Here is a 16655-nt window from a genome sequence, read left to right as displayed (position 1 = left end):
TAATTAATCTTGCTGTTCACGTGCGATTGCGCGATAACCAATATCGGTACGGAAATACACATCATCCCAGTGAATTTCATCAACCAATTTATAGGCGGCTTTTTGCGCTTCGGTGACGGTGTTACCCAGTGCCGTCGCACACAATACGCGACCGCCGTTGGTAACGACGTGGCCGTTTTTCATCTCAGTGCCCGCATGGAACACTTTGCCATTGTTATCGCCAAGGCTGAGACCGTCAATCACATCAAACTTGCGATACTCATCTGGGTAACCGCCAGCAGCCAATACCACACCCACGGCTGCGCGCTCGTCGTATTCAGCGGTCACTTTATCTAACTCGCCACGGGTGGCCGCTAAACAGAGTTCCACTAAGTCTGACTTTAAACGCATCATAATCGGCTGAGTTTCTGGATCGCCGAAGCGGCAGTTGTACTCGAGCACTTTGGCGCTGCCATCGGGTGATATCATCAAGCCAGCATACAAAAAGCCTGTGTAGATATTGCCTTCTGCCGCCATGCCATCAACCGTTGGGCGAATCACGTTTGTCACAGTCCAATCGTGTACCGCTTGGGTTACCACAGGTGCTGGCGAGTAAGCGCCCATGCCGCCCGTGTTTGGACCATAGTCGCCGTTATCACGGGCTTTATGATCTTGGCTGGTGGCCATTGGCAGAATGTTTTTACCATCGACCATCACGATAAAGCTGGCTTCTTCGCCCTTGAGAAACTCTTCAATCACTACGCGCGAACCCGCCTCGCCAAACTTGTTACCGGCGAGCATGTCATCAATTGCGGCATCGGCTTCGGCTTGGTTTTGGGCGATGATCACGCCTTTGCCCGCGGCTAAACCGTCAGCTTTGATGACCACTGGATAACCTGTTGTGGCCGTTAATTCACGCACGAAAGCTTTGGCATCGCTGATTTCAGTGCAGTTTTTATAACCCGCCGTAGGAATATTGTGGCGGGCTAAAAAGTCTTTAGTGAAGGCTTTTGAACCTTCGAGTTGGGCTGCGGCCTTAGTTGGGCCAAAAATCGCTAAACCTACGGCGTTGAATGCATCAACTACGCCCATCACTAATGGCGCTTCTGGGCCGACTATGGTCAGTTCAATCTTATTGGTTTTCGCAAAATCGAGCAGAGCAGGGATGTCGGTGGCGCTGATCGCCAGATTTTCAACATTAGGTTCTAGGGCTGTGCCCGCATTGCCGGGTGCTACATAAACGGTATCAACTTGAGCCGATTGAGCGGCTTTCCAAGCTAGGGCATGTTCGCGGCCGCCGCCACCAATGATTAACACTTTCATGGTTAAAACTCCCACACATCGCAAAGGAAAAGGCCCTAATCGCTAGGGCCAAGTTTGATTTAAGTTGTTATCAATGACGGAAGTGGCGCATGCCTGTCATCACCATGGCCATGCCGTGCTCGTCTGCTGCTGCGATGATTTCAGCATCGCGCATTGAGCCACCCGGTTGGATGATGCAGCTAATGCCCGCAGCCGCTGCGGCATCGATACCGTCACGGAAGGGGAAGAAAGCATCGGATGCCATGACAGAGTTCACCACTTCTAAACCTTCATCGGCAGCCTTGATGCCGGCGATTTTAGCGCTGTAAACGCGGCTCATTTGGCCAGCGCCGACACCGATAGTCATGCCGTCTTTGGCGTAAACGATGGCGTTAGATTTAACGAACTTCGCCACTTTCCAGCAGAACATTAAGTCTTTCAGCTCGCTTGCAGTAGGTTGACGTTTAGAAACAACTTTAATGTCTTCTAAACCGACCATACCTTGGTCGCGATCTTGCACCAGTAAGCCGCCGTTAACACGTTTGTAGTCTAAGGTTTGGGTCTTAGTATTCCACTGACCACATTCCAATAAACGCACGTTGGTTTTCTTGGCAACCACATCGCGCGCCGCTTGGCTGACGCTTGGGGCGATAATCACTTCAACGAATTGACGCTCAACGATCGCACTCGCCGTCGCCGCATCTAATTCGCCGTTGAAGGCGATAATGCCACCGAAGGCTGAGGTTGGGTCAGTTTGATAAGCGCGGTTATAGGCATCGAGCAAGTCTTTACCTAAGGCCACACCACAGGGGTTAGCGTGCTTAACGATAACACAGGCGGGTTCCAAGAATTCTTTTACACACTCAAGAGCGGCATCGGTATCGGCAATGTTGTTGTAAGACAAGGCTTTGCCTTGCAACTGAATCGCGGTAGCCACAGAAGCTTCATCAATTTTAGTGTCAACATAGAAAGCCGCCGCTTGATGGCTGTTTTCGCCATAGCGTAAGTCTTGTTTCTTCACTAATTGGGTGTTGAACGTGCGTGGGAACTTAGAATCAGCAAAGCATTCGTCCGTGCTGTGTGCAGGAACCATAGTACCGAAGTAGTTGGCGATCATGCCATCGTAACCCGCAGTGTGCTCAAAGGCCGCAATCGCTAAGTCGAAACGTGTCGCATGGGTCGTGCTGCCATTGTTAGCCGTCATTTCTGCAAGTACGCGATCGTAATCGGCCGCATTAACGACTATGGTAACGTCTTTGTGGTTTTTTGCCGCCGCGCGCACCATAGTTGGGCCGCCAATATCGATATTTTCGATAGCGTCTTCTAAGGTACAACCGGCTTTAGCCACAGTTTCAGCGAAGGGATAAAGGTTAACCGCAACTAGATCGATGGCATTGATATTGTTATCGGCCATCACGCTTTCATCAAGACCGCGGCGCGCCAAAATGCCGCCGTGCACTTTAGGGTGCAGCGTCTTAACGCGACCGTCCATGATCTCAGGGTGTCCTGTGTAATCAGATACTTCGATAACAGGCACGCCGTTATCCGCTAACAGGCGAGCAGTGCCGCCAGTTGATAACAGTTCCACACCTTGGGCGTGAAGTGCTTTGGCGAACTCGAGAATTCCGGTTTTATCTGAAACGCTTAACAGCGCGCGACGAATGGGTCTGGCATTATTTGCAGCAGTCATTTGGGTACAGGGTCCAGTTATTTTAGTTTCAAGGATCTTTCGGAAAACAGAACAGCCTTAACGCTGCACTGCTTTCCAAAAGTCCCTTGGTCCTATTTTTACTTTATTAGCTAACTTTTTATCCCTTCGTCACAGCGCGCGTATTCTAGCGTAAAACTCGATTTACGGGTGTTTTTTCTGCGTGATTTCACAATATTCATATCAGAACAAAGCGGCATTGCTGTGTTGGCTTTCAGTAAAGTTAAAATTACCTCTTGACCTTGGAGTAGGCTCCAAGGTTTATACTTGCATTATTGAGTTGTATGCTGGAAATGATCCCTGAGTTGTGGGCTATTTCGCAAAGGATGAAGACATGTATCGTATTGGTGAGCTGGCGGATTTGTGTGAAGTGAAAGCCGACACGTTAAGATTCTACGAGAAGCACGGCCTACTCGCGCCGTCGAGCCGTACTGAGTCTGGCTATCGAGTATATACCGAGGCCGATGCTGCGCGATTACGCTTTATTTTACGGGCGAAAGCTGTGGGGTTTACCCTCAATGAAATCAGTGAATTGCTGTCAATTGAACTCGATAAATCTAACCGAGTCTGTGCCGATGTAAAAGGCATGGTTGATTGTAAATTGGCTCAAGTACAGGCCAAAATTGCTGAGCTGAATCATTTTCAAGCGAGTTTACAAAGCTTGTCTGATGCCTGTTGTGGTGGGCCACGTAGCGCCGAACATTGCTCTATTTTAGAGGCGTTGGAGTCCAGCACTGAGCGGGTACGCGTTGAGCATCACTCTCATAATGTAAATCAGTACCAAGCGCATCAGAATCATCACGGCAAAGCCATTTATGAAGAGTCAGGGAATTAATTATGTTACTGAAGAATTTTATTGATCTGTTTTTAGACTCGGCGCCTTGGCTGTTACTAGGCCTGATTTTAGCTGGGCTATTAAAAGTATTCGTGCCAATGGCGTGGATGCAAAAGCAGCTCGGTGGTCACGGTTTTAAAACTGTAGTGAAAGCGGCGCTGCTTGGCGCACCTTTACCTTTGTGTTCTTGTGGCGTTATTCCCGCAGCAGTTGGACTGCGCCGTTCTGGTGCCTCTAAAGCAGCCACCACCTCCTTTTTAGTCTCAACCCCTGAAACGGGCGTCGATTCCATCGCGGTTTCTTATGTGTTACTTGGCCCCTTTATGGCGATCGTCAGACCGATTGCGGCGATTACCAGTGCGATTGTGGCGGGCTTACTCGTTGGCCGCGATGATGACGATGGTAAGTCAGTGGTTAAGGTAGAAACTCAATCAGATAAGCCATTAGAGGGTGAGGCGTCTTGCTGCGCCTCAAAATCAGTGGCTCAGCCAGAGATGGTAAAAGCCGAAGCGGTTAAAAGCTGCTGCTCATCGACTACGCCTACGATAACGCCCGTAAAGTCTTCCTGCTGTGGTAATGACAGTGTTGATGCACCTGCAGCCGAGCCAAAGCCGAAGATCAAAATGACGCCTATGGCGGCGCAGAGCTTAATGGCAGGTTCTTCAAGTGTTATGGCTGTTGGCGGTCAAACCATGGGATCTGCTCAAACTATGGGTTCTGTGGTTAAGGTTAACGCTGCTAAAGCAGAAAGCGTGGGGTCATGTTGTGGCAGCCAAACCACAGAGCCTGAAAAAATAGTGGTGGTGAAAAAAGGCGCTTGCTGTGGTGGCAGTGCTAAGGATGCAGAGCAGGTGAGTACTAACACTGCAGGCGATAGCTGCTGTGCCTCTACTCAAGATATGGCGACTGAATTTAAGTCGCAATCGGTACTCAGTCGTATCGGAATTGGCCTTAAATATGCGGCAACGGATTTAGTGCGTGATACTACGCTGTGGCTGCTGGTGGGCTTATTTTTCGCAGCTCTGGTACAAACCTATGTGCCGGCTGACTTTTTGGCTAAATGGGGCGATGGCATTCTGGCTATGCTAGTGATGGTGCTCGTTTCTGTGCCTATGTATATTTGCGCGACCGCATCGACACCGATTGCCGCTGGATTATTATTGGCGGGTGTGTCACCGGGTGCTGTACTCGTGTTTATGATGGCAGGTCCGGCAACCAATATCGCGACTTTAGGCATAGTGGCTAAAGAGCTAGGTAAACGTGCGCTGTGGGGCTACCTTGGCGGTGTGATTGGCGTGGCTTTAGTGGCCGGTATGTTGGTCAATTATCTGGTTAATACCTTTGGTTTTGTGGTGATGCCACAAATTGGTGAAGAGCACCAAATGTTACCTCAATGGTTAGTGGCAACCTCTGGCATATTGTTGGCGTTACTCATGGCAAAAGTGGTTTTTGAGAAGATCCCAAGAAGCTGGGTTCGCCGCAACGATTGCTGTTCTTAGTCGATTCATATTCCGCTAAGCAGTATCAAACAAATAAACATCCCAGTGTTGTTGCTAACACTGGGATTTTTTATGGGATTGATTTGCAAACCTATCAGTATTTGTTTGCTTTTTTAACGTCGATAAACGTAGGCGGCCTGTCGGCTTCAGCCTTGTTAATCAATTAGGATGTGAAGGAGCTTATCTCCGCCAAGGTTAAGTTGCGCCATTTCCCTACATCGATATCTAAGGCCACTGCGCCAATTTGCGCCCTGTGTAGGGCAACCACTTTATTGCCCACGGCGGCAAACATCCTTTTGACTTGATGAAACTTGCCTTCGGTGAGCGTGAGTAGCACGGTTTTTTCATCCACTTGCTGCAGTGTTGCTGGCAGAGTGAGGGCAGTTTCGCCCTGTAGATTTAGCCCAGCGGCAAACTTTGCGGCTATGGCTGCAGTCGCTTCGCTGTCGAGTGGATCTCGCAGTTGAACACGATAGATTTTTTCGCACTGATATTGAGGCGAGATAATATTAAACGACCAGCGGCCATCATCAGTCAGTAGCACTAAGCCTGTGGTATCAGCATCTAGGCGGCCAACGATGTGCAGGTCAAATGCGCGATCGATATTGAGCAGATGAAATAGCGAAGGGTAGGCTCCATCCACATTTGAGCACAAGGTATTAGCAGGTTTGTGCAACATGATATAGCGAGATGGGCGTGGCGCTAGCGGCTTTCCATTAAGGCTGACAGTATTATTTTCATGCACTTGCATCGCACAGTTTGTCGCGATAGCGCCATTGACTGTGATTGAGCCGCTAAGAATGGTGACTTTTGCGGCTTTGCGATCAAGATCTGTGCTTTTACAGAGGAATTTATCGAGGCGCATAGTTAAATCTCAGGAAAAACAATCAGCACAGGTGTTTAAGTAAGCTGCATTATCGCGACTTAGGGAGGATAAGCAACTGCCCTGTCTGAATGTTAAAACTAAGCGTACTGATTTTTAACGTTATGACCTTTGTGGAGCATTTTGCTGTTCGTTTTGTGTTGATTTGACCGCAGATGTTTTCTATTTGAGCCACTCGATGAGCATGTCGTTCATTAAGTGGCTGCTTATTGAGTCGCAGTGCAATGTATTTTATGGGACTTGTTAAGGCGAGGAAAAACTTGGCTTAGTATTAATAAGTAATTGAGCAAAAATGTAAATACTGCTCAGAATACAGCATATTCCTAAATAAATGAGTAAGCCGAACTCCGTTTGGCCAAAACTGCTGGCAACTAATGGGCCTATTACTGACCCCACCGAATAGCTCAGTAGCATCACTTGAGTCGCTGAAACAATTTGGCTAGCAGGCAAGTCGTCACAAGCTAAGCTGATTGCAATCGGGTAAAGGGCAAAAGCGCTGGCGCCAAGCAAGAGAAATCCAATAATCAGCGTCATATTTGAATGCTGAGTGAGCAGTAATAATGCTGCGACACCCAGTAGGCAAAAGCTTACTATCAAGCCACTTTTGTTAACTCGAGGAGATAAATAACTGACTAAAGGTTGTACCAGCATGCCACCCACTATGATGAGGGCCATAAATTGTCCTGTTTGCTGATCAAGCCCCATATCCAGTGCCACATAGATGGGAAGTAAACCATAGATAGGGCCAAGCAATAATCCAGAGACTAAACATCCCATAATGGCAGGCTGACTTAGGTTTTTTAGCGCAGACAATGACATTGATTGTTGTTCGCTTACCTGAGGTTGACCGCGTTTTACCAGTAGCGCGGGTAAACTTGCCGCGGCTAATAATCCCATGATCACTAGGTAAGGTAGATTGCCCTTTGTACCTAAATAATCAATGGCTAATTGTCCTAAGGCAGTGCCTCCATAAAGCGCTGTCATATAAAGTCCAAGCCGCTTAGCGCGTTGCTTTTGGGTATCGGCCATTAATAGCCATGATTCAACAACCACAAAAATCCCTGCAACCGCAAATCCCGCTATAAGTCGAGAGGCTAACCAGACTCCACTTTTGGGGATTAATATCATAGCGACAACGCTGCAAAGAAGGATATTCAAAAAAAGGATAAAGGCTTTACTGTGGCCGATACGGGCAACAACAGGAGCAATACAAGGCGCCCCCAGTAATAAACCTAAATAAAAAATACTGGCCAGTAATGGAGCAAGTGAGGTGCTGAGTTCGAAAAAAGTGAGCGACAGTGGGATTAAGCTCATCAAGTAGCCTGATGCCAAAGCAAACAAACTTAACCCTGCTACGGGGACGAAAAGGCTGGGCTTTTGAGCCGACTGAGTTAAGGCAATTTTTTTCCACGGGCGGTTCCGAAAACAGACAAATAATATACAGCGGGCGGGGTTGCGGTCGCGACTTTAGGCTGGATCGCTGACAGGGTAAAGTGAGTTAGATTGACTGTGGTGGTGAATAATATTTGTGTTTACGATTCATGTAGATATTGGGTTTTCTATGTTGCCTTGTTGCAATACGTTTGTGTTGGTCGCTTGCTGTTCACTGCGTCGCAGTTTTAGTGCACATTCAACGATATCTAGATTCGATTTAGCGCTACACATTCAATTTTGTGCCAAATTGGGGGAATAATATCTAATCCTACCAATGATCAGAAGGTATGATTAATTAGTTGATTATCACCTTGGTAAAAAGTGTGGCGTGATCTATATCTCAGTTTTAAACATTAATTAAATTACAACGTGGGCAAGGTTTTGTTCGATCTTTGTCCGTTTGAAATTTTAAAACAAAGGTGTCGATCAGAATTTGGTGATTATTGTCGCTAATCGGCCGTTTGTGCGTGCTAGCTCAGCAATAAATGTTGTTGCCAAGTGATAAAATTACAAAATAAACCGCTTTGCCAAGTGTGATCTATGCCCTAAATTTGCGTCAAAATAAAATGGTATTAAGGTTGTAACCATGTCTTTAACAGATTCAAGTACTGCTCCACCTAATCAAGCTCCCGTCAGCGAGGGGCTCGATAAGAAAAAAATGCTGATCCTAGTGGCTGATATTGTGCTGTTATTTGCACTTTATTACGGTTTACCTTTCGAACAAGGGGTGAATACTGGGCTGGCCATTTTGTTCTTCGCCGCGATTCTTTGGCTGACCGAAGCGATTCATATCAGTATCACTGCGATTCTCGTTCCTATACTCGCCGTATTCTTTGGGGTGTTTGAAACCAAGGAGGCGATGAGTAACTTTGCCAATCCCATCATTTACTTATTCTTTGGGGGTTTCGTCTTGGCTGCGGCCTTGCACCATCAAAAGATTGATACCCTCATAGCGCAAAAGCTGCTGCTAGCCTCTAAAGGCAAACTCAGTATCGCCTGTTTGATGCTGTTTGGAGTAACTGCGCTGCTATCGATGTGGATCAGCAATACCGCGACCACGGCGATGATGTTGCCATTGGCTCTCGGGATTTTGCAGCAGCTCGACCGCGAAAAATACCACAGCACCTATGTATTTCTACTGCTCGGGATTGCCTATTCGGCCAACATCGGCGGTATTGGTACTTTAGTGGGTAGCCCACCGAATGCGATTGCTGCGGCTCAAGTGGGCTTAAGTTTTAGTGATTGGCTGAAGTTTGGTATTCCAACCGTTATCCTCATGCTACCTATGATGTTGATTGCCTTGTATTGGTATTTTAAGCCTGATCTTTCTGCCAAATTCGATGTGGATGTTGAAGCTCAGAAGCTGACATTTCAGGGGAAATTTACTCTGCTTATCTTCCTGACTACCGTATGTTGCTGGATTTTCAGTGTGCCGTTAGCCAAGGCATTAGGTGGCATCACTCAGTTTGATACCATAGTCGCCTTAGGGGCCGTCGTTTTACTCTCGGGCTTAGGTTTGGTCGGCTGGAAGAAAATTGAATCGACCACAGATTGGGGTGTACTCATATTGTTTGGTGGTGGTTTAACACTGAGCGCAGTACTAAAAACGACTGGCACTAGCGTATTTTTAGCTCACTGGATGACAGATATTTTCGGTAGCACTCACATGTCGTTGTTCGTCTTTGCTGTGATTGCTTTTGTGGTGATGTTGACTGAATTTGCCAGTAACACCGCCAGCGCTGCACTGTTAGTGCCTGTATTTGCTGCGATTGCTGAGGCATTAGGCATATCGCCTGTGATGTTATCTGTGCTGATTGGTATTGCAGCTTCTTGCGCCTTTATGCTGCCGGTGGCGACACCGCCCAATGCTATCGTTTATGGTTCTGGCCATATCAAGCAATCGGAAATGGTGCGAGTGGGTATGATCATCAACTTTATCAGTATGATAGTCTTGGGTATTATCGCCCATACCTTCTGGGATATTTAACACTGATATAGTTCATGGCAACTTTGTGTTTTAACGTTGTCGCTAGAATAGTATTCGCCTTATGAAGAGCATAGGGCGGATACTGATTTTGTTTTTAGCTGAGTCGTCGTACCGAGTTTTTGGGCTTAGTGTCAGGCTTAGTGTTTCGAAGCTTACTCTATGCTTATGTTTTGCACTTAATTTGAGGTTAAGTTGCGACTAAAAGTATTTGCGCTATAAATTGCTTGATGTTGATAACGTAGATAAAAGATTTCTTTTACGTTGATGATATCAATCTGTTCAATGTCATTTTTATATAATACGGGAGCGGTATCGCCTTCAGTGACATTAACGGCTTGTAAAATAATAGGCTTATCTGTTGTGGCAAAAAACACTTCTGCTTGCTGTAAATTCTCGGAAAGATAAACATAAGCTGTCTGAGGCTCGGCAGAATTATGATCACTGCGAGTAAAGGCTATCCCTTGTTCGAATGGACGAATGCATTGCTTAGTGTCATCGTTCCAAGTCCCTCCCTTGTCGAGACAAGTATCAATTGTGAGATGTTGTTGTAAACCCCATCCTGTCACCACTAGCAAGAGTACTGCGCCCAGTAAGAACATTGCTTTTTTCAATTTTCGTTACCTTTACAAATTAGCTCGGCTGAGCGGTTGTATCTTAGCTCAATCCTCTTATTTATAGGCATTTAACCATTGGTTAAACGCTGAGGAGGGTAAAGCTCCGGCTTGCTGGGCGAGTATGTGGCCTTGTTTAAAAATCATTAAGGTTGGAATAGATCGAATATTAAATTGAGCCGCGAGGGCTTGCTGTTCTTCAGTATTGATTTTACCGAAGCGAAATTGAGGCTCCCATGTCTTAGCTGCTGCAGAAAATATGGGCGCAAAACTTTTACAGGGCCCACACCAGCTGGCCCAAAAGTCAACGACTAGGGGGAGCTCTGATTTATTGGCATGGTTGGCAAAGTTTGTGCTATTGAGTTCAATTGGCGCAGCCGTAAAGACACTGAGCTTACATTTACCGCAAGTGGGTTGTTGGTTTAAACGCTCATCGGGAACGCGGTTTAACGTATCGCAATGGGGGCAGGCAATAATCATGGCAAAGCTCCAAAATAAAACGTTTATACGACTTATATATTGGGCTAACCGACAGTAATTTAAAGGGCGAGTGATGATGTTATCGCCCATGATGACCTTATTATTAAGGATTAAGCAGTGAACCGAGCTGCAGAAATGTTTAGATTGCGCCGACAAGCCCGCTCGTCGGTGATAAAATCCTGCGCAAAGTTGAATATCACGCCCTAAGTGCGAACAAGAAAAGAGAATGAAGATATGACTGAATTAGAAGTAATCGATCTGCAAGTGGGCGAAGGAAAAGAAGCGGTAAAAGGTGCACTGATCACTACCCAATATCGTGGATTTTTGCAGGATGGTACCCAATTCGATTCATCCTATGATCGTGGTCAGGCGTTTCAATGTGTAATTGGTACTGGCCGTGTGATTAAAGGCTGGGATCAAGGTATTATGGGGATGAAAGTCGGTGGCAAACGTAAGTTGTTAGTCCCAGCTCACTTAGCCTATGGCGAGCGTCAAGTGGGTGCTCATATCAAACCAAATTCTGATCTCACCTTTGAGATCGAATTGCTCGAAGTGCTGACTCGCGACTAAGCGTGACAGGACTGCGAGAGTCTGTGTAAGCTCGATTGAGCCAATATGATTCTGGCTCATCTTGCACTCTTCACTATTTTGCTTCGGCATAGGGTGATTTACACTGGACTCAATTTTCCCACTTAATGGAAAGAGATTTGTCGTGGCTTCGGATACTGCAGCAGAGTTAATTGCGCAACTTCAGGCTGAGATCGCTCAGCTAAAAAGTGAAAACGCTCATTTAGCAGCGTTGAATTATCGTGCCGAAGAAAAACTCTTTGCGGCCCTCGATGGTAATGGTTTATGTCTATGGGAACAGCATATTCCAAGCGGAAATTTAACCATATTTAACATGCGCTGGGGCGAAATGCTCGGGTTTAGTCCTGAAGAGTTTGCTGCCCATGTTGATATCTGGAAAAGTAAATTACACCCAGAAGATAAAGAATGGGTGATAAAAGCCTTTGAAGATCATGTGAATGGTCAAGCCGATTACTATCAAGCAGTTCACAGAATGCTACACAAAGATGGCAGCATAACCTGGGTGTCCGATCGTGGGCGTATTGTCGAGCGCTTAGCTGATGGAACACCACTGCGAATGATGGGCAGCCATATCGATATTACTCAAGAAAAGCGCTACGAAATAGATTTAGCCCGCTTAGCCCACAGTGATCCACTCACCAACTTAATGAATCGCCAAGCTATTGCCAAAGTATTCGATGAATCCTCGCTACCAGGTATTCGCGGTGCGTTATTTTTTATCGACCTTGATGGTTTTAAAGCGTTAAATGACCGTCACGGCCATAAGTTTGGTGACAGCCTGTTGATGCACGTTGCGCATACTTTAGTATTTCACGCCGGTGAATTCGCGCAGATCGCACGGTTAGGGGGTGACGAGTTTGTGATATTACTGCCGTCATTTGATCGTGAATCATTAGGGGCACTCGCACAATCATTGCTCGATGTTTATCGAGATAAATTCCTGCTAGAAGGATGTGAAGTGGAGGTAGGCCTGAGTATCGGTATTGATATATTTGGCTATGGTGATAGTTTTGCCGAGAGTTGTGATCGCGCGGATGCCGCCATGTATCGCGTGAAACACCAAGGAAAGCATGGATATTGTTTTTATCAGTAAGCAGATGATTACTATCCCTTAACTTGCCTAGCGAACATCAATTGGCGTGATATTTGAAGAACCGCAACCCCAAAGTTCAACCGCGGCTGTTTGTTTGTTGGGTACGCCAATCCAATGACTCATGGCTTGGCATTGCAATTTTCCTGAAATTTGAGTGAAGCAAAGTTCAAAATCCCCTGCTTCGGGCGTGCGACTTAAGCGCAACACAGGCAAAATGGGCAGCTTGGGCTGATAATGCCAGCTGCCATTTTTAAGATAGGCATCATCTGGGATTTCCATTCCTGCACCCGTACCTTTCACTCTTGCTTCGACCAACACTAATCCTTGTGGCGTGACGTTATAGTCTTCCTCCCAGCGAATTTTTTCTATGCTGTGGTTCCATGCCAAGGTGAAGTTGTCTGTGGGCACTTGGGCCCACAGTGTGCCCGCTAGGCCTAAACACAGGCCTAGCATCTGTTTACCTTCAAAGACTGATTAACGACCAATAATCTCAAAAGCTTATCCTTGTTCTGCGAGACGTTTGAGTTTGCGTGCTCGCCAGCTGTGTTGCACGATAAATAGCAGCGCGAGCCCAAAGCCAATTTCATCACTCAACGGCGTAGCAAGAATTAAGCTCGCACCCGCAAGGAAGCCGATAACGCGTTCCCACCAGTAGAGTTTTTGTAATAGATATCCGGTAAAGATGACGCCCCAAATACCAATACCCACAGTTGCTTTTAGCAAGACAAACCCTGTAGCTAACCAGCTATCACCTTGAAGCATCAAAGCGGGATCGTAAACCGCCATAAAGGGGATCACAAAACCTGCAATGGCGATACGGATTGCCCAAAGGCTGATCTTAAGACCAGATTCCTTCGCGATTGGCGCTGCGGCAAAACAGGCTAAGGCAACGGGAGGCGTGAGATCGGCCATGATGCCGAAATAAAATACAAACATATGCGACACAATCAGTGGCACACCGAGATCGAGTAATGCGGGAGCGGCAATCGAGCTAGTAATTATGTAGTTAGGGATCGTGGGGATCCCCATGCCGAGCACTAGGCAAGTGACCATAGTTAACACGAGTGATAAGAACAAGTTATCTTGGCCAACGGCAAGAATATAGCTCGCGAAGGTCGAGGCAATTCCTGTCAGTGACACTATGCCGATAATCACACCGACTAAAGCACAGGCGATACCCACAGGCACGGCATGACGGGCGCCTTCTACCAGTGCATGCAAGCAGATGGTGAGAGTATCTCTGCCGCCTTTAATAAACCAACAAATGGCGACTAATAAGGCGATAACCCCAAATACGACCCCGATCCCGAGTTGGAAGAAGCCAGCGCATAGGATGCCAAGGGCAATCCAAAAGGCAATGCGCATTGCCATTGAGGAAAGCCGCAGTACTATGGCTGAGCCTAAAATTACTATCGATGTGAGGGCGAGTCCTACCATGCCTGAGAACAGCGGCGTTCTACCCGAAAACAGCAAGTAGACTAAAATAAACAAGGGGATAAGGAGATACCAACGCTCTTTAATTGCCGCCCATGGATTAGGGCACTGATCTTTAGGCAGGCCACAGAGATTGGCGCGTTTGGCTTCTAAATGCACCATCCAAAATACGGAGCAGAAATAAAGTAGCGCAGGGATCAATGCCGCTTTGGCTATCTCGATAAAGGGGACGTTAATGGTTTCGGCCATGATAAAGGCCACTGCGCCCATGATCGGCGGCATGATTTGGCTGCCCATACTCGATGTTGCCTCTACCCCGCCGGCGAAGGCTGGACGATAACCGAATCGTTTCATGAGTGGAATGGTAAATTGGCCCGTTGTGACCACGTTGGCAACACCTGATCCTGTAATCGTCCCCATCAATGCCGATGACACTACCGCAACTTTTGCTGGACCGCCGAGCTTGTGGCCAAATAATCCCATGGCAAAGTCGGTAAATAAACGGATCATTCCGGCTTGTTCTAAAAAGGAGCCGAAGAGAATAAACAGGAATATATATGTCGCCGACACATAGGTTGGTGTGCCGTATAACCCTTCGGTACCGAAGGCTAATTGATTGATGATCTGATCGAATCCATAGCCGCGGTGCATTAAGTCACCGGGTAAATATTGGCCAAATAAGCCATACATCAAAAAGATGCTACAGATGATAGGTAGTGCCCAGCCCATGACTCGGCGCGCTGCTTCAAACACTAATACGATCAAAGTGATACCTATCACTATATCCGCATCGGTCAGATCGCCCGAACGTTGAATTAAGTCGGCTTCGAAATACCACTGATAAGCCGCTGTGGCCATGCCAGCTAGACCGAGTAGCCAAGCGAGTGGCTGCCAAGGCTGAGATTTTCCTCTAGCGGGATAACTTAAAAAAACCACTAACAGTAAAAAGCCCACATGGGTGGCACGCAGTACTTGAGTCGAGACGGGATGAAAAGCGGCAGTGATGATTTGAAAAATAGAAAAAATTAAGGCTGTATAAAATAGAGCCTTGGGCCAATCGCCAGTATTTGCGCTGAGACCTTGTTGGGGATCACTCATATTATGCCTCACAGCATTAGACTACAGAGATGATATAAACGAGATGCCGTTATTTAACGGCATCTCAATTGCTTAGTTTGGAATAGGATGCACAGATATCAGTAAAACTTAGAGTGCACCAACTTCTTTGTAATAACGTTCTGCACCTGGGTGCAGTGGTATTGGCAGATTTTTCGTCGCTTTATCTACGCTGATGGTCTTCGCGGCGGAGTGCGCGTTACCTAGTCGGTCTAAGTGCTCGAACATGAGTTTTGTCATCTGATAGGCTAAATCATCCGATACACCGCTTTGAGTCACCAGTAAATTTTGAATGGCGACGGTAGAAACGTCGGTGGTTTGGCCTTCATAGGTCGATGCTGGGATCACGCCATGTTGATAGGCGGGATTGTTAATCTTAGCGATCACATCTTCTGGAATTTCAACAAAGTTGATTGCCATAGTCGCAGCTAAGTCACGGATAGCAGCCATGCCGAGACCGGAAGATTGTAACGTGGCGTCCAATTGACGATTTTTGATTAGCTCAACGGATTCGGCATAGGGTAAAAACTCGACTTTCCCCATGTCTTCGTAACTTAATCCCGCAGCCTTGAAAATCGATCTGGCATTGAGTTCTGTCCCTGATTTAGGGGCACCCACTGAGATGCGTTTTCCCTTTAAATCGGCCAAGGTTTTAATGCCAGACTCTTTATTGGCGACGATTTGAATGTAGTTAGGATAAGCCGAGGCAAGTACTCGGATTTTATCCAGCGGCGTTTTAAAGCCTGCATCAATATCACCTTGATATGCTGCTGCGACTGAATCACCTAAAGCGAACGCTAATTCACCACGACCCGCTTGCAATAAATTGAGGTTTTCTACTGAGGCTTTAGTTGCTTGAACTGAGGTTTTAGAACCTTCGATTCCTGTGCCGTAGAGTTGCGACAGCGCAACGCCAATAGGGTAATACACACCACTGGTGCCGCCTGTGAGAATGTTGATAAAGGCGGGGGCAGCAGCCATAGCGGCAGCACTGAGTGTGAGAGTCACTGCTGCGCCGACGGCGACAAAACGTTTTTTGATTTTCATTATGAAATATCCTTATTTTTTATAGTGTTATGTAGGGTCTTTCGAGCGGTAAATACCGTAATCAGCTCAATATAACTACATAAAACCTGGAAAAGGTCAATTAGGCTATAGTCGATAGCTGCTACTTTTGTATCACAAAACTGAGATCTGAGACTGTTTTGAGCAAGGTTGTATTGTGAGGTAAAACTTGGTTGGTTCAATGAAGCGGGCAATAAAAAGGGCTAACCTAAGTTAACCCTATTTGTGTTATTAGAGGACAAACCTCCTAATAACAAGACACTATTTAGTGTTATCTAAGAAACCTTTAGTTGCGTTTTTCGCATGTTTTGCTGCTCTTTTCTCTTTAGGAGACATCAGCGGTTGTTTCTTCGATTCTTTACGGTTTTTTTGCTCTTTACTCATATAAAACTCCATGTACTCTTTGGTTATTCATCAGGCTAATCATGTAAGCCGTACTTAATTGAACCTATTCCATGACGTCCTGATTGAAGCGAAATTTTTATCTCGAATTACAACATTTTAAATTACAAATATCTAAAATCATTGATAATTATCTGTGAATTTATTTGCCTCAATGAGCGATTACAGCAAAATAATCTTATCACCGAATTCCGTACCATGATCCATCTATCACTTAGAATAATTAATGCTAATGCTAG

General features: G+C 46.4%; 15 protein-coding genes. 5 read left to right on the top strand and 10 right to left on the bottom strand.

The window, feature by feature from the left end; translation table 11 throughout:
• Positions 1-3: 3 nt before the first annotated feature.
• Positions 4-1302 (bottom strand): phosphoribosylamine--glycine ligase, encoded by a 1299-nt coding sequence (gene purD / locus HQQ92_RS19565; protein WP_173247834.1) that lies wholly within the window; start codon positions 1300-1302, stop codon positions 4-6.
• Between the two features lie 70 nt (positions 1303-1372).
• The gene (gene purH / locus HQQ92_RS19560) at positions 1373-2971 is read right to left on the bottom strand and encodes a bifunctional phosphoribosylaminoimidazolecarboxamide formyltransferase/IMP cyclohydrolase (RefSeq protein WP_131524202.1); all 1599 of its coding nucleotides are present in this window, start codon (positions 2969-2971) and stop codon (positions 1373-1375) included.
• A 352-nt stretch (positions 2972-3323) separates the two neighbouring features.
• On the opposite strand from purH, the gene zntR reads away from it, so the two are divergent.
• Entirely contained in the window at positions 3324-3824 is a 501-nt protein-coding gene (gene zntR, locus HQQ92_RS19555) for a Zn(2+)-responsive transcriptional regulator (protein WP_131524203.1), read from the top strand.
• 2 nt (positions 3825-3826) lie between these two features.
• Positions 3827-5323: an SO_0444 family Cu/Zn efflux transporter gene (locus HQQ92_RS19550; protein WP_173247832.1), complete on the top strand. Its 1497-nt coding sequence runs from the start codon at positions 3827-3829 to the stop codon at positions 5321-5323.
• Between the two features lie 163 nt (positions 5324-5486).
• On the opposite strand, the gene HQQ92_RS19545 is transcribed toward HQQ92_RS19550, so the two are convergent.
• Together HQQ92_RS19545 and HQQ92_RS19540 are read right to left on the bottom strand one after the other, a co-directional pair.
• Positions 5487-6188: a pseudouridine synthase gene (locus HQQ92_RS19545; RefSeq protein ID WP_173247830.1), complete on the bottom strand. Its 702-nt coding sequence runs from the start codon at positions 6186-6188 to the stop codon at positions 5487-5489.
• 261 nt (positions 6189-6449) lie between these two features.
• Positions 6450-7607, bottom strand: coding sequence for an MFS transporter (locus HQQ92_RS19540; RefSeq protein WP_173248738.1), 1158 nt, complete (start codon positions 7605-7607; stop codon positions 6450-6452).
• A 619-nt stretch (positions 7608-8226) separates the two neighbouring features.
• On the opposite strand from HQQ92_RS19540, the gene HQQ92_RS19535 reads away from it, so the two are divergent.
• A complete protein-coding gene (locus HQQ92_RS19535) occupies positions 8227-9627 on the top strand; it encodes a DASS family sodium-coupled anion symporter (protein WP_105250382.1) in 1401 nt (466 codons plus the stop codon).
• 176 nt (positions 9628-9803) lie between these two features.
• Here the strand turns inward: HQQ92_RS19535 and HQQ92_RS19530 are convergent, their stop codons facing one another.
• Positions 9804-10238 carry a hypothetical protein gene (locus HQQ92_RS19530; protein WP_173247827.1) on the bottom strand — a complete coding sequence of 145 codons (435 nt, stop codon included), beginning with the start codon at positions 10236-10238 and terminating at the stop codon, positions 9804-9806.
• Positions 10239-10295: 57 nt separating this feature from the next.
• Positions 10296-10718: a thioredoxin TrxC gene (trxC, locus tag HQQ92_RS19525; RefSeq protein ID WP_173247825.1), complete on the bottom strand. Its 423-nt coding sequence runs from the start codon at positions 10716-10718 to the stop codon at positions 10296-10298.
• A 234-nt stretch (positions 10719-10952) separates the two neighbouring features.
• On the opposite strand from trxC, the gene HQQ92_RS19520 reads away from it, so the two are divergent.
• Together HQQ92_RS19520 and HQQ92_RS19515 are read left to right on the top strand one after the other, a co-directional pair.
• Positions 10953-11288 carry an FKBP-type peptidyl-prolyl cis-trans isomerase gene (locus HQQ92_RS19520; protein WP_011845636.1) on the top strand — a complete coding sequence of 112 codons (336 nt, stop codon included), beginning with the start codon at positions 10953-10955 and terminating at the stop codon, positions 11286-11288.
• 142 nt (positions 11289-11430) lie between these two features.
• Positions 11431-12399, top strand: a complete 969-nt coding sequence (locus tag HQQ92_RS19515) for a diguanylate cyclase domain-containing protein (RefSeq protein ID WP_173247823.1) — start codon at positions 11431-11433, stop codon at positions 12397-12399.
• Between the two features lie 27 nt (positions 12400-12426).
• Here HQQ92_RS19515 and HQQ92_RS19510 read toward each other — a convergent pair whose 3' ends face one another.
• From HQQ92_RS19510 to HQQ92_RS23895, 4 genes are all read right to left on the bottom strand, one after another.
• Positions 12427-12852 carry a DUF1850 domain-containing protein gene (locus tag HQQ92_RS19510; RefSeq protein ID WP_173247820.1) on the bottom strand — a complete coding sequence of 142 codons (426 nt, stop codon included), beginning with the start codon at positions 12850-12852 and terminating at the stop codon, positions 12427-12429.
• A 45-nt stretch (positions 12853-12897) separates the two neighbouring features.
• Positions 12898-14931, bottom strand: coding sequence for a TRAP transporter permease (locus HQQ92_RS19505; RefSeq protein WP_131524216.1), 2034 nt, complete (start codon positions 14929-14931; stop codon positions 12898-12900).
• A gap of 108 nt (positions 14932-15039) precedes the next feature.
• The gene (locus HQQ92_RS19500; RefSeq protein WP_105250372.1) at positions 15040-15996 is read right to left on the bottom strand and encodes a TAXI family TRAP transporter solute-binding subunit; all 957 of its coding nucleotides are present in this window, start codon (positions 15994-15996) and stop codon (positions 15040-15042) included.
• A gap of 279 nt (positions 15997-16275) precedes the next feature.
• Positions 16276-16398 carry a hypothetical protein gene (locus tag HQQ92_RS23895; RefSeq protein ID WP_105250371.1) on the bottom strand — a complete coding sequence of 41 codons (123 nt, stop codon included), beginning with the start codon at positions 16396-16398 and terminating at the stop codon, positions 16276-16278.
• Between the last annotated feature and the right edge of the window lie 257 nt (positions 16399-16655).

Origin of the sequence: Shewanella sp. DC2-4, assembly GCF_013248875.1 — a bacterium.
GTDB classification, from domain to species: Bacteria; Pseudomonadota; Gammaproteobacteria; order Enterobacterales; family Shewanellaceae; genus Shewanella; species Shewanella oncorhynchi.
The sequence above is the reverse complement of the archived record's forward strand: the minus strand, read 5'-3'. Positions and strand labels throughout refer to the sequence as shown.

Bases quoted from the DNA above. Each gene is read 5' to 3' on its own strand.
- purD (WP_173247834.1), bottom strand. From the start codon at position 1,302: ATGAAAGTGTTAATCATTGGTGGCGGCGGCCGCGAACATGCCCTAGCT.
- purH (WP_131524202.1), bottom strand. From the start codon at position 2,971: ATGACTGCTGCAAATAATGCCAGACCCATTCGTCGCGCGCTGTTAAGC.
- zntR (WP_131524203.1), top strand. From the start codon at position 3,324: ATGTATCGTATTGGTGAGCTGGCGGATTTGTGTGAAGTGAAAGCCGAC.
- HQQ92_RS19550 (WP_173247832.1), top strand. From the start codon at position 3,827: ATGTTACTGAAGAATTTTATTGATCTGTTTTTAGACTCGGCGCCTTGG.
- HQQ92_RS19545 (WP_173247830.1), bottom strand. From the start codon at position 6,188: ATGCGCCTCGATAAATTCCTCTGTAAAAGCACAGATCTTGATCGCAAA.
- HQQ92_RS19535 (WP_105250382.1), top strand. From the start codon at position 8,227: ATGTCTTTAACAGATTCAAGTACTGCTCCACCTAATCAAGCTCCCGTC.
- trxC (WP_173247825.1), bottom strand. From the start codon at position 10,718: ATGATTATTGCCTGCCCCCATTGCGATACGTTAAACCGCGTTCCCGAT.
- HQQ92_RS19520 (WP_011845636.1), top strand. From the start codon at position 10,953: ATGACTGAATTAGAAGTAATCGATCTGCAAGTGGGCGAAGGAAAAGAA.
- HQQ92_RS19510 (WP_173247820.1), bottom strand. From the start codon at position 12,852: ATGCTAGGCCTGTGTTTAGGCCTAGCGGGCACACTGTGGGCCCAAGTG.
- HQQ92_RS19505 (WP_131524216.1), bottom strand. From the start codon at position 14,931: ATGAGTGATCCCCAACAAGGTCTCAGCGCAAATACTGGCGATTGGCCC.
- HQQ92_RS19500 (WP_105250372.1), bottom strand. From the start codon at position 15,996: ATGAAAATCAAAAAACGTTTTGTCGCCGTCGGCGCAGCAGTGACTCTC.
- HQQ92_RS23895 (WP_105250371.1), bottom strand. From the start codon at position 16,398: ATGAGTAAAGAGCAAAAAAACCGTAAAGAATCGAAGAAACAACCGCTG.